The sequence below is a fragment of the Aquimarina sp. ERC-38 genome, from assembly GCF_026222555.1.
Taxonomy (GTDB): domain Bacteria; phylum Bacteroidota; class Bacteroidia; order Flavobacteriales; family Flavobacteriaceae; genus Aquimarina.
On record NZ_CP098511.1, the window covers coordinates 562,686 to 576,397 of the forward strand.

Consider the following 13,712-nt stretch of genomic DNA (forward strand, 5'->3'; position numbering starts at 1 on the left):
AAGCTAAATGGTTTCAACACCTCACCTGATATACTTTACTTATCTTTGACCAGCCGGAAGTAAAACCTATAAACCCACCCCATGGAATTTTTAATATCCAAAGAATTTATAGAGCAAATCAAAGGGTACATTACAAGAAAGGACGAGGTTTTACTGGAAGCTACCCTACAGGAAATTCACTTTGCCGATATCGCCGAAATTATTGACGAGCTTAGCCTGGAAGAAGCGACTTATCTTATCAAACTATTAGATAGTGAAAAAACATCCGAAGCCCTTATGGAGCTTGAAGAGGATGTGCGAAACCGTATTCTTGAAAACCTTTCTGCTAAAGAAATTGCCGAAGAACTGGAAGAAATGGATACGGATGATGCCGCGGATATCATCTCTGAACTTCCAGAAGAACGTGTAGAAAATATAATCGCCGAAATTGAAGATTCGGTACATGCTAATAATATTGTTGAACTCCTTACGTATGATGAAGATTCTGCCGGGGGGTTGATGGCAAAAGAACTGGTTAAAGTAAATGAAAACTGGACCGTAGCCGGATGTGTCAGTGAGATGAGGCAACAAGCTGAAAATGTAACTCGGGTTCATTCTATTTACGTAGTGGACTCTTTGGGGAAATTAAAAGGACGTCTTTCTCTAAAAGATTTATTAACCGCACCTGCAAAAGCACATATCAGCGAAGTATATATTCCCAAAGTAGACTATGTAAGCGTAGAAACTAAGGGAGAAGATGTTGCCCGAATTATGACTAAATATGACCTGGAAGCCATTCCGGTAGTAGATCACGAAGGGGTTTTAGTGGGACGTATAACTATCGATGATATTGTAGATTTTATTCGAGAAGAAGCAGAAAAAGATTATCAAATGGCTGCGGGAATCTCACAAGATGTAGAAGCTGATGATAATGTATGGCAGCTTACCCGCGCCCGTTTACCCTGGCTGATCCTTGGCCTTTTTGGGGGATTAGGCAGTGTTTTTATCATGGAAGGTTTTGAAGAAGTCATGATGAACCCGGAATTCAGAAGCCTGTTTTTTTATACCCCTTTAATCGCAGCGATGGCTGGAAATGTTGGTGTTCAATCATCCGCTATCATTGTTCAGGGATTAGCAAATAACGCGGTTAAAGGCAGTTTACTAAACCGGTTATTAAAAGAAATTGGCTTAAGCTTAATTAACGGAACTGCCCTTGCCGTTTTAATTATCCTTTTTGGACTGGTTATGAAATATGAAATTTCTTTTAGCCTGACTATTGCCATTGCCTTGATGAGTGTCATTATAGTAGCAGCACTTATTGGAACTTTTGTGCCTATAATTTTAGATAAAAGAGGAATTGATCCTGCGATTGCTACCGGGCCCTTTATCACCACAAGTAATGATATTTTTGGGATATTCCTGTTTTTTTATATTGCAAAGTTAATTTTAGGGTTTTAAAATAGATTTTGTCACACTACTAAATTTCTGTTTATCATAGTTAATCCTATTTTAGCATGATATTTCACATTTTCATTCGTATTCAACAACAACCATCATGCAACAAATAACACTAGCCTTAGACTGGACGCCTAATACAAATCATTTAGGTTTTTTTATTGCTAAAGAAAAAGAGTTTTATAAAGAAAAGGGTATTGACCTTAACATTATAGATCCTTCCAAAGATAACTACCAGGAAACTCCGGCAAAAAAAGTAGAACTAGGCAAAGCTGATCTGGCTTTATGTCCGCTGGAAAGTATTATCAGTTACCAAACAAAATCCAAACCCTTTGATTTAATTGCTATAGCCGCACTCTTACAAGAAGATTTAAGTGCAATTGTTACCCGTAATGACGGATCCATAGCAACCCCTAAAGATTTAGATGGAAAAATATATGCCTCTTACAAAGCCCGTTATGAAGACGAAATCGTTAAATGCATGATAAAAAACGACGGTGGCGAAGGCAACTTAGACCTTACATACCCTGAGAAGTTAGGAATTTGGGATACCATTTTAAATGGTGCATACGATGCTACGTGGATTTTTATGAATTGGGAAGCACAGCAAGAAGGTATTTCTAATAAAAACCTAAATTATTTTAAAATGAAGGACTATGGTATTCCTTATTCGTATTCTCCGGTTATTGCAGTAAGTCAAAAAAAGCTTTTAGAGCAAGGTGATACTTACCGCAATTTTTTATCAGCTACTAAAAAAGGGTATATATACGCAAAAGAAAATCAAACCGAAGCATTAGCAATTTTGACGAAAGTAGTTCCTAAAAAAGACCATTTGATCAACCTAGAAAAATCACTGGAAGCTACAATTCCTTATTTTGGAACACAAGATTGGGGGCATATGGATTCTCAAAATGTTACTGATTTTTTAAATTGGTTAGCTGAGCATCAATTAGAAAAACAAGAACTTAAACCCGATCAGTTGTTCACCAATAATTATTTAGAAAAATAAAATCGATTTCTTTACCGTTTCTTTGAATTTTGTATATTTGCACTCACTTTTACAGAATTAGTGGTAAAAGTGATATGCGGGCGTGGTGGAATTGGTAGACACGCTAGACTTAGGATCTAGTGCCGCGAGGTGTGGGAGTTCGAGTCTCCCCGCCCGCACAGCCTAAGAAAACCCAACTTTTCAAAGTTGGGTTTTTTGTTTGGGTAACACGTGGGGTAACACATTTATAGCTATATATTTGTATTAAGGTGTTTCTGTTTTACTTTTTTAATAAATTTATAGTCTATGAAGTAGGTAACACTATGGCAAACTATTACTCTAACGGGGAAGGTAAGTAACAAAGATTTGAACTTGTATTTCTATTATTTTTTGCTTTTCAGTTTACGATTAGGACTTACCAGCATAATTAATATTGAGTTTATATATAGGATCAGACTATAGTATACTGTAAAATTTCAAAATAAAGATATTTTCTAAGAAACTTGCATTGATAATAATAATGCACTACTAAAACAATATCTAACATGAATTCTAACCTTCTTATTTTTAATTTTTATAATTTTCTGTAGTTTGATTTTTGTTTTATTAAACTTGATTTTGCCTTAATTTCTAAAAAAACAAATTATCAACTATTTCTCTTCAAAACAAACGATCTATAAATATTAGAATCAAAACTTTTTTAATTCTATTTAGAAAATATATTACAAATAAAAACCTTTCCAAAAACTTATCCACAGATAATTTCTGTTGTCTTTAAATAACTAAAACCTTTAAATTCAATAAAATACAAATTATATAGTTACGGAATAACCGTAAATACTTATTTGGATATATTCCTAATTAGTGGAATTATTCCTAATAACTAAATATTTGTGGTACATTTACTACAGCAATCCTAAATAACCCGTACCATGAAAACCGCTATTCTACATTTTGACCTGGATACTTTTTTCGTTTCCTGTGAACGTTTAATGAATTCTGAACTGGTGAACAAACCAGTACTGGTAGGGGGTACGGGAGACCGGGGGGTCGTAGCTGCTTGTAGTTATGAAACCCGGCCTTTTGGGGTACATTCCGGAATGTCCATGCGGATCGCCCAACAACTATGCCCTGAAGCCGTTTTTGTAAAAGGGAATTCAATGTCCTACATGCGCTATTCTGAAATGGTAACCCAGATTATTAGGGAAGCCGTACCTGCCTTAGAACGGGCAAGCGTGGATGAGTTTTACGCAGATTTAACGGGTATGGATAGGTTTTTTGGCACCTACAAATTTGCTAAAGAACTGCGTACTAAAATTATTAAGGAAACAGGCTTGCCTATTTCTTTTGGCTTATCACAAAACAAAACCGTCAGTAAAGTAGCTACCGGAGAAGCGAAACCTAATAACCAGATTAAAATTGATGAGGGCTTCGAGAAAAAGTTCTTAGCCCCGTTAGCTATCCGGAAGATACCTATGGTGGGTAAAGCTTCTGCTGAAATTTTACGCAATTTGGGGATCCACGAAGTTCGCTTATTACAGCAAATGCCGGTTGAAATGGTAGAATCCGTACTAGGTAAAAATGGAAGGACTATCTGGGAACGGGCTAATGGTATTGATAACCGGCCTATTGTACTTTTTAACGATAGAAAGTCTATTTCTACCGAGCGAACGTATAACCTGGATACCATTGATGTTGTTAAACTACAGGCAACACTCATTGCCATGGGCGAACATCTGGCCTACAACCTACGCAGGGAAAATAAGTTAACCTCCTGCGTGGCAGTAAAGATCCGGTATTCTAATTTTGATACGGAAACCAAGCAGGTACGTATCCCTTATACCAGTGCGGATCATATCATCTTACCGAAGCTTCAGGATTTATTTGCTAAACTTTACAATCGTAGGTTATTAGTTCGGTTAATTGGAATTCGGTTCTCCAATATTGTAGGCGGTAATTACCAAATCAATATGTTTGACGATAGTACGAGTAAACTTAATCTATACAACGCCTTGGATACGATTAAAAACCGTTACGGGGCTTCGGCTGTAATCCGGGCATCTACTTTGGGAGTGAAAACCATTCGTGACCGGAGAAACCCTTTTAAAGATGCCCCACCTATTCTTTACGCCCATAGAAAACAGTAAGTACTACTAATTTTATAATAAACCTGGATTGATAAACTTTACCTAACCCCCATTATGTATACGAATTGCCATTCATACTATTCTTTAGGCTACGGAACCTTCTCCGAAACCGATCTTTTAGAGTTAGCAGAAGAACATAAAATATTCTACATTACCCTTACCGATATTAATAATACTTCAGCTGTCCTTAATTTTTTAAAGGAAGCAAAAGATTATAAGGTATGGCCTGCAATTGGGGTTGATTTCAGGAACGATATTGACCAACAATACGTGATGATTGCAAAAACCAATAAGGGTTTTGAAGCGATCAACCGTTTCCTATCCGGACACCTTCACGATGAATCGGACTTCCCCACAATTGCCCCTGATTTAGAAGAGGTATATGTGATCTATCCGTTTGAAAGGGTAATGGAACTGGAAAAAACGGACTTTAAAAGTAATGAGTATATAGGCATATCTGTTCGTAACCTTAACCGGCTACCTTTTACTAAGTATAAAAATTATACCGAAAAACTAGTAGTGCAACAGCAGGTAAGTTTTCGGAACAAAGCAGATTTTAATGCACACCGGTTATTGCGCTGTATTGCATTAAATACCTTACTAAGTAAACTTCAGCTAGACGAACAATCAGAATTGGAAAACCGTATGTATTCTAAAGATCAATTATTAGCGCTGTATGCGGAGCATCCGTATGTACTTGAAAATACCAAACGGATGCTACAAAGCTGTAAAGTAGATTTCTTTTTTGGGGACGAGCGTACCAATCAGAACCAATTGATGTATTTTGAAAGTAGGGAAAAAGATTTTAACTACCTGCAACAACTATGTTATCGAAAACTACCGGAACGTTATAAAGAAGTTACCCCAAAGATTATTGCAAGGGTAGAAAAAGAACTGGAAACCATCAAAAAAATGGACTTTGTTTCCTACTTTATGATCAATTATATGATGATCGAACGGGCAAAAAGCCAAGGCTATTATCATATAGGCAGGGGATCTGGCGCGAATAGTATTGTAGCATATATCATCGGGATAACCAATGTAGACCCTATAGAATTGGACTTATATTTTGAACGCTTTATCAATGTTTTTAGGAACAGCCCCCCGGATTTTGATATAGATTTTAGTTGGACAGACCGGGATGAGATGACCGCCTATCTTTTTGATACCTATGATAACGTTGCCCTACTGGGAACCTATGTCACTTTTAAATATAAAAGTACGGTTCGCGAACTGGGAAAAGTCTTTGGGATCCCTAAAATGGAAATCGATGCCTACCTATCGGGTTATCCTACCGTAGGGCAAAACGGAAAATATTTTGAATACGTAGAAAAGTACAGCCACTATATTGAATCGTTCCCAAGGTTTACCAGTGTACATTCTTCCGGGATCATCATTACCGAAAAACCTATCTATTACTTTTCGGCTACCATTATGCCCCCTAAAAACTTTGAAACGGTACAATTCGATATGAATATTGCCGAGGAAGTTGGGATCTACAAATTCGATATTTTGGCACAAAGGGGACTTGCTAAGATAAAAGAGAGTCTGGCACTAATTAGAGAGAACCAACCGGATGCTATCATAAAAGATATTGATGATGTCAAGGAGTTTATAAATGATCCAAAACTCAATAAAATGCTGGAAACCGGGGATTGTATGGGGGTATATTATGTAGAGAGCCCTGCCATGCGCGGGTTGATGACCAAAATGCAAACCAATGATTATATCGGGTTGGTTGCAGCAAGTTCCATTATCCGACCCGGGGTTTCGGGAGGGGGGATGAAAAACGAATTTATCCTCCGGCACCGCTTTCCTGAAAAACGAAAAGAGGCGCATCCGGTAATGTTGGATATTTTACACGAAACCTACGGGGTAATGGTCTATCAGGAAGATGTCCTAAAAGTAGCCCATGAGTTCGCAGGGTTTTCTTTAGCCGAAGCAGATATTTTACGTAGGGGGATGCGTGGTAAAACAAAGTCAAAAGGGGTTATCGCCAAAATGGAAGCGAAGTTTCGGAATAACTGTTTAAAAAAAGGCTTTGAAAGTAAAGTTGTAGGCGAAGTATGGAGCCAGATGCGAGCTTTTGCCGGTTATGCTTTTGCCAAAGGGCATTCGGCTTCTTATGCGGTAGAGAGCTACCAGAGTTTATATTTAAAACAATACTTCCCTATCGAATTCATGGTAGCCGTTTTAAACCAGGGGGGCGGGTTTTATAAAGTAGAAACCTACCTGCATGAACTTAAGAAACGTGGGGCTATTGTAGAGATGCCTTGTGTAAACAATTCAGATCACCCTCACCGGTTGATTGGTAAAACGGTGTATTTGGGATTTGGGTTGATCAAGGGTTTAGAAACTAACGTAATTCAAAAGATCCTAAATGAACGCCAGCTCTATGGTAGTTTTAAAGGTTTGGAAGATTTTTTGTTTAGAGTCAATATAGGGGTTGAGCAGATTAGTATGCTCATACGTATGAATGCTTTTCGGTTTATAGGGGAAGATAAGCATAAAACCATGTGGAAAGCCTACCTTCATTTTTCTAAAACCAAAAAGAAACCCGGAATCCCGTTACTCTTCCAGGAAAAAGCGAAAGAATATACATTACCCAATATTAGAACAAGTCAAACTATCGAAGCCTACGATCAAATTTCGCTCCTAGGCTTTCCCTTAATTTCCCGGTTTGAATTGTTAAAAGATGAAATGGAACCTTCTATTACCGCATCGCAGCTTAAAGGATATAACAAAAGAAGGGTGGTTATCTATGGGAACCTGATTACGGCAAAAGATACCCCAACACAGAATAAAAGGATCATGGCGTTTGGTACTTTCTTTGATCGCGACGGAATGGTGTTTGACACCGTTCACTTTCCAGGGTTTATAGAAAAATACCCCTTAAAAGCAAAAGGGATTTATAAAATAACAGGCATTGTCGCGGAAGAACTAGGGCACTACGCCATCAATGCCGAACAAGCAATTTACCAGGCAATTACACCGGATCCAAGACATCATACCACCAGTAATTCCAATAAAAACAGTAACCTGCTGATCCAATGAAAATAGAGTTGTACCAAGAATTACCCGGGATATCACAACATTTTATGGTTCAGAATAGTGGGGTTTTGTTAAAAATCATTACTAGGGAACCTTTTGATTTTGTCCTTTACGGGATACATAATTTTTACGTTGAAATCATCTATCGAAAAGCTACCCATAAAGTCTTTGCTTTAAACGCTTTTACTATGGACGATGTAAAGCTTGATTTTTATTTGCAAAGTATTGAAATAAAGATACGTTGAAATGAAGTGTAACGATTTGTAGTATTTATGCTTTAACTTCGTTTAAACTACTAACAATGGTCTAGTAGAACTATCAAAACCTAGTATAGGCGCCTTAAATCTTCAACTAATATTAACTAACCTAAAATAAAGACGCCCTTAAAAGAACGTATTTAAAACCAGTTTTTTTAAAATCATCAGGTTGCATAACAGCTACTAATGTTGAAATATATTACTTAAGTGTTAATCCCTTATATTGGTCATAATCATTATTTGATAAAATATCCGTTGATATTGTACCATTAGAAGTGTTAATTTTTAATAGTGTATTAAAATCTACCAGTGCTATGACTTCATTTGTATCAGGATAATAAACCGAACTAATATCTCCTCCATTGGAAGAAAAGTTATCAAAATAATCCGTACCTAATTGTGTTATCACTGTTTCCATTGAAGTATTAAGGTCATATTTAACAAAATTGCGTACTTCTCCGCTTTCATAATTTCGTTTATAAAGATATAGCTCCCCTTCAGAATTTAAAGTTAATCCCTTGTATTGGTCATAATCACTGTTTGATAAAATGTCCGTTGATATTGTACCATTAGAAATGTCAATTTTTAATAGTGTATTGAAATCCACTAATGCTATGACCTCATTTGTGTCAGGATAATAAACTGAACTAATATCTCCTCCATTGGAAGAGAAGTTATCAAAATAATCTGTACCTAATTGTGTTATCACTGTTTCCATTGAAGTATTAAGGTCATATTTAACAAAACTGCGTACTTCTCCGCTTTCATAATTTCGTTTAAAAAGATATAGCTCTCCATTAGAATTTAAAGTTAATCCCTTGTATTGGTCATAATCACTGTTTGATAAAATGTCCGTTGATATTGTACCATTAGAAGTGTTAATTTTTAATAGTGTATTGAAATCCACTAATGCTATGACCTCATTTGTGTCAGGATAATAAACTGAACTAATATCTCCTCCATTGGAAGAGAAGTTATCAAAATAATCTGTACCTAATTGCGTTAACACTGTTTCCATTGAAGTATTAAGGTCATATTTAACAAAATTGCGTACTTCTCCGCTTTCGTAATTTCTTTTAAATAAGAATAACTCATTTGTTACAACTTCTGTGATAATTTCAATTTCTCCAATGTTTTCAGTTTGATTGTTATACGTTAAGGTTATTATACCCGAAATAGCATTTTCTGGGACTATAACTTTTAAGAAATTACTGTCGATTTCGATTATAGTAGCAGTTATATTTTCAGTGAATTTTACAACGTATGTTTCATTTGTTAAAAATCCATTACCATCAATTGTAATTGAATCACCAACTTCAGCTGATTGTAATGAAATTTCTATATTCGTGGGGAAACTATTTTGCTCCTGCTCCGTCGAATCATCATTTGAACAAGATAAAATAATCATTAAAATTGTCAATAAACTTAAAAAATTTCTCATTTTTTTGTCTTAATGCGTTATAAAAATAGTTTATATAAACCTATCCAATAAAAGTTTGGTAAACCCAACTGAGCAAGTAGTTATTACAACCTTTTAAGATCTATTTTATACCTTTAAAATGTCAATTATACAAACCTTCTATTTAGATAAGTAGTGAAAATAAAGATTTTATAAAAGAAAATTCCCTGAAAATAATAAATATTGATAAAACTTAATGAAAGTTTCACTTTAAAATATGAGAAGGGGTATAAATTTCAAATAGATATTGCGGAATTATCTATTTAACAAATTCCATCTCTTCTCTAGTTACGTAGATAGCTTCTTCAAGCTTTACAGATGAATATGTTTGATTTTATTCAGGGAGTACTAGTAATTCTAACCCTAATTTGATTAAAACTTTTATTAATTATTCAAGAAAGCAGTCAACTAGTCCAAAACCATTACGTGGAATTACCACGGTAACTGCAAAAATATAACTCATCACCTACCACAAATAATTTGTAGTGAATTATATAAAGCAAATGGCAGAAAACTTTAATATTATCTTATCTGGTACTTATATTTTAGATACCTAAGAGGAATAGGAAGTCTCTTAGCTGTAGATTAAAGATGTACAAAATAATAATTTCAATTACCGAGAACACTATCTTTTAAAAATGCCTTTCTGAAGCCAGGAAACAAACCTAATTTACCAGCCAAAAATATACCGAACTAGAGAAACAATACGCAAAACTATCCATCCGGACGGACACCCTTCAAAAAGCAATTATTAGCCTTGCAAAAAAAGAACATATTAGAGTAGATAACAATATCTCAAACCTGAAAATAAAGCGGGGGTCTAGTTTAAATTTTGTTTCGGAAAACAAAAACAAAAAGTTAATAAATAAAAGAGGAATTTTAAAAAACTATTTAAAACTGAAAATTTAAGAAATGAATTTTGAAAAATTTAAATTTATGAGGTTTTAGCATAATTACCCTACGTGTTTTATTTAGTTGATTGTTAATACAATAGGTTCATTTATTTATAAAGTAATCTATAACTTTAGTGAATTTATCGTTTTCCTCAATAAAATAGTGTAATATCTCACTTAATTTATAATAAAAATAGCATTATTACAACCCAAACCAGGACAAAAATACTTATAAAAAACAAAGAAAATACTATACTTTTTTTATTAAATAATTCTTAGTTTTGTATTGTAAATCAGTCAATTACATATGTAATTGACTATGTATAAACTTAAATTTTAACCTTAAATACTGGGAATTATGAAACTTATTTTATCAATTTTTAAAACTCTTTTTTTACTTTTATCAATAGGAATTATTACCTCTTGTGAAACTTCTGAAGATTTACAGGAGGAAACGGAAATTATTTATGACTTTGAACAAGACGTCCAACTTATCGGAAAAAACGAAATCGAAGACCCCGGAACTAGGGGCAGATAGTAGTAAGATTTTTTTTATCATTATTTTAATAGGTGCTTTACTTGGTAGTTCAGCACCTTTTTTGCATATGCTATTTCCAGTTAAGGCTCAAGAAAAAATTGCTCTTGAGAAACAATATGATGATGGTCAAGTTAATGAACAAGATTATAAAGTTAAAAGTGATATACTATGGGAAAAATATCAAGTTTTTGGTTTTACAAATATGCGTAGATTTCTTTTTGCAGTTGGGTTTCCCATAGCACTTTTTAGTTGTTCCATCTTAATGCTATTTATAGCGAGATTTAGTAATGATCTATATATTAAAAAAGGAACGTTGATAGGTGGAACTTCATTTCAAACGATTTCCTTATATTTTATAATTTGGAGTTTTTGGTCATTTGATGAAGGTATTTATGATTTCAGTGAAACTACGTATTATTTGATTTTGGCAGTTACATCTATAACTCTTTCAATAGGTCTCTATTTTATATTTAAATCATTCGCTTTCCGAAAGTTTGAAATTAGAGAACTTATTGGTTTAACAGTTATTTTACGTAAAAAGCTTTTTCTTTTTATCGATAGACATGAATCTACCCAAAAGGCAACTATCGAAAAAGAGAAAATTGATAATAAAGTCTATACAACATTTAGAAAGGTAGTTGAATAAATCTTAGCACACAAAAATGAAAATTAGCGATTCTGAAAAAAAGGAAATTTTAAACAAGTTGTTAAAACAAGATAAAATTTATGATGAAGACTATAATTCCTTTGATGAAGATTTAAACGAAAATCTTATCTACAAATATAACTTACAAAAGACGAAATTATTCTCTTTATTATGTGAAAAGCAAAAATTAATATATCAAATAAGATTATTAAATTAGTTAGCTTTTTCTTTTTCTAATAAATAAGCAACTGTTTTTTTAAGTTCTTCTACCTCGTTAGAAATTTCATCAATTTTAGAAGCAGTAGCAAAAACCTTTACAAAAGAATCATAACTTTTAAGTTTTGAAAATTCTTCAATATTGTCTGATATATAATTTAGAATACTAACCTTATCAATAGCATCCAATTTTAAACTTAGGTCAGACTGATAATTTAAATCCTTGTTTATCGGATTTTGAATAGTCATAGATTCAGTACCCGTTAACAACCATGTAGGGTTACAATCTGTAAAAGTAGTTAAGAAACTCTCTAAAACACTAGAACTGATATTTGAATTATTTTTTACCATTCTCCATAATGTTCCCCTGCCAATGTTTGCCTTTTGTTCAGCTTGGTGAATAGATAGCCCTTTAAATTTCAAATATTCCTGTAATCGATTAGCGATCATACAAGTTAAGAATAAGTTGTTGTAAGATTTATATGAAATTTATTCATGAATTAATGCAAATATTTCTTATTTAAGTGAAATAATTACATAAAAATGTGTAAATTTGATTATACTTAGTAAATGTATGAAAAATTGCATGAACTCAAATTACTATTACATAAGTGAATTTGTACAATTACATTAAGAATGTCCGAATTACGAAGAAAAAGAGTTGAAAAATTATTGAATGAAATTCAAGATATTATTTCTATTCAAGCATTTGAAAGAAAATTAAACTTAACTCGTGGTACTATTTATAAATTTTTAAAAGAACAAAGAAAATTAAAGAATTCAGAAATTAAAGTCTTAGATAATTATTTCAAAGATATTCTAAATATATATTTTGACTAGATATACAAGAAGTTTATAAGCACTTTGTAAATTATCTAAAATAACCCCAAATAAATTACATTATGAAGAAAGAAGACGCAGAAACAAGGTATTATTTAGAATTATTAAAACACCTACACTTAGACTTTATACCCTTCTGTCAAGGGGTAGCTGAAGATAGGGAATACGAAACTTTACTAGATTCCTGGATTAAGGACTTGTTTAAGAAAAATAAACCAGTAGAAGAAGCTAAAGTGTTGTTGATAAAGCTAAGGCACGAACACTTTTTTAAAGAGGACGAAGCAAGCTAACATACATAATTACAATTACCCCATCCCCAAACGCCATGAACCCCTACTTATGTAATTTAACACTTAATAACGGTAATAAAAATAATTGAATTCATGCTAATAGTATAAACAACTTTAGACCAATTTTAATTTAATACATTTTTAACAACTCATAGGTAGCTATATAATAGCTTTCTATCCAAGTGTAAATACTTACAAACATTTACAAACGAACGTAAATGTTTACCAACCGGGTATAAGGTTTTATGCCTTTTACTTTTGACCCCTAACAAATACATAAGCGGATATTCCTGCTTTTATAATAAATAAACCTATGTATAATTACACAAATCACTTGCCAATGAAAATATAGTACCCTCCCTTACTTTTTACCGGAAAAATGATCTAAGGCAAAACCAGGTTTTTAGCCCAATGGGTCGCTCTACGCAAAATTTTAAGTAATACATAAATTAAAATACAATGAACAAAAAACAATTTATACTGACCATACTTGGTATCTCCTTAAGTGCTTTTACATATGGGCAAGGTGGTATTCAAATATTTGCATTTAAATATGACGAGGCAGGCAATGAGATCAACTTTCAAATCCCTATACCCCCCTCTTTTGGGGTAGCTTCAAAAGATGAATTAGAATCAATAGAAAAACTTACTAAAGAAAATCTTTTAGACGATCAATTCTCAGTATCCCCAAACCCTACAAGTGGGGAAGTAACCCTTCAATGGAACCCTGACCTACATAGAGATATTACCGCCATACGCCTAGTAAGTTTAGTCAATAGTGAGAGCCAGGCTATAAATTTTAATACTGCCAGTTCGGTTTCTATTGACCTTAGTGGGAAAGCAACCGGGTTGTACCTGGTCATCTTCCACCTGAAAGGGGGAAGTACCCCTTTTGTTCAAAAGAAGGTCATTAAACACTAAAACACCCTACTTACAAGAAATAGTTCACACTA

The 13,712-nt window shown here is 33.7% G+C and carries 12 protein-coding genes and 1 tRNA gene; 11 read left to right on the forward strand and 2 right to left on the reverse strand.

Going from position 1 to position 13,712, the window contains the following annotated elements:
* The first annotated feature begins 81 nt into the window (after positions 1-81).
* The 6 genes from mgtE to NBT05_RS02495 all read left to right on the forward strand — a co-directional run bounded on the left by mgtE (position 82) and on the right by NBT05_RS02495 (position 7,865).
* A complete protein-coding gene (mgtE, locus tag NBT05_RS02470; RefSeq protein ID WP_265771842.1) occupies positions 82-1,437 on the forward strand; it encodes a magnesium transporter in 1,356 nt (451 codons plus the stop codon).
* A gap of 97 nt (positions 1,438-1,534) precedes the next feature.
* Positions 1,535-2,443: an ABC transporter substrate-binding protein gene (locus NBT05_RS02475; RefSeq protein WP_265771843.1), complete on the forward strand. Its 909-nt coding sequence runs from the start codon at positions 1,535-1,537 to the stop codon at positions 2,441-2,443.
* Between the two features lie 76 nt (positions 2,444-2,519).
* Positions 2,520-2,601, forward strand: a tRNA-Leu gene (locus NBT05_RS02480).
* Between the two features lie 753 nt (positions 2,602-3,354).
* On the forward strand, positions 3,355-4,569 hold the full coding sequence (gene dinB / locus NBT05_RS02485) for a DNA polymerase IV (protein WP_265771844.1): 1,215 nt from the start codon (positions 3,355-3,357) through the stop codon (positions 4,567-4,569).
* A gap of 54 nt (positions 4,570-4,623) precedes the next feature.
* The gene (locus tag NBT05_RS02490) at positions 4,624-7,623 is read left to right on the forward strand and encodes a DNA polymerase III subunit alpha (RefSeq protein WP_265771845.1); all 3,000 of its coding nucleotides are present in this window, start codon (positions 4,624-4,626) and stop codon (positions 7,621-7,623) included.
* Positions 7,620-7,865 (forward strand): hypothetical protein, encoded by a 246-nt coding sequence (locus NBT05_RS02495; protein ID WP_265771846.1) that lies wholly within the window; start codon positions 7,620-7,622, stop codon positions 7,863-7,865. Before NBT05_RS02490 ends, NBT05_RS02495 begins: the two co-directional genes overlap by 4 nt.
* A gap of 211 nt (positions 7,866-8,076) precedes the next feature.
* Here the strand turns inward: NBT05_RS02495 and NBT05_RS02500 are convergent, their stop codons facing one another.
* Positions 8,077-9,318 (reverse strand): hypothetical protein, encoded by a 1,242-nt coding sequence (locus NBT05_RS02500; RefSeq protein WP_265771847.1) that lies wholly within the window; start codon positions 9,316-9,318, stop codon positions 8,077-8,079.
* Between the two features lie 1,269 nt (positions 9,319-10,587).
* On the opposite strand from NBT05_RS02500, the gene NBT05_RS02505 reads away from it, so the two are divergent.
* Positions 10,588-10,767, forward strand: coding sequence for a hypothetical protein (locus tag NBT05_RS02505; protein WP_265771848.1), 180 nt, complete (start codon positions 10,588-10,590; stop codon positions 10,765-10,767).
* A 67-nt stretch (positions 10,768-10,834) separates the two neighbouring features.
* Entirely contained in the window at positions 10,835-11,413 is a 579-nt protein-coding gene (locus NBT05_RS02510) for a hypothetical protein (protein ID WP_265771849.1), read from the forward strand.
* A 213-nt stretch (positions 11,414-11,626) separates the two neighbouring features.
* On the opposite strand, the gene NBT05_RS02515 is transcribed toward NBT05_RS02510, so the two are convergent.
* A complete protein-coding gene (locus NBT05_RS02515; protein ID WP_265771850.1) occupies positions 11,627-12,079 on the reverse strand; it encodes a hypothetical protein in 453 nt (150 codons plus the stop codon).
* A gap of 186 nt (positions 12,080-12,265) precedes the next feature.
* On the opposite strand from NBT05_RS02515, the gene NBT05_RS02520 reads away from it, so the two are divergent.
* The 3 genes from NBT05_RS02520 to NBT05_RS02530 all read left to right on the forward strand — a co-directional run bounded on the left by NBT05_RS02520 (position 12,266) and on the right by NBT05_RS02530 (position 13,680).
* Complete coding sequence (locus NBT05_RS02520; protein ID WP_265771851.1) at positions 12,266-12,469, forward strand: hypothetical protein; 204 nt, start codon at positions 12,266-12,268, stop codon at positions 12,467-12,469.
* A 62-nt stretch (positions 12,470-12,531) separates the two neighbouring features.
* Positions 12,532-12,759 (forward strand): hypothetical protein, encoded by a 228-nt coding sequence (locus NBT05_RS02525; RefSeq protein ID WP_265771852.1) that lies wholly within the window; start codon positions 12,532-12,534, stop codon positions 12,757-12,759.
* Positions 12,760-13,218: 459 nt separating this feature from the next.
* Entirely contained in the window at positions 13,219-13,680 is a 462-nt protein-coding gene (locus NBT05_RS02530) for a hypothetical protein (protein WP_265771853.1), read from the forward strand.
* Positions 13,681-13,712 lie beyond the last annotated feature (32 nt).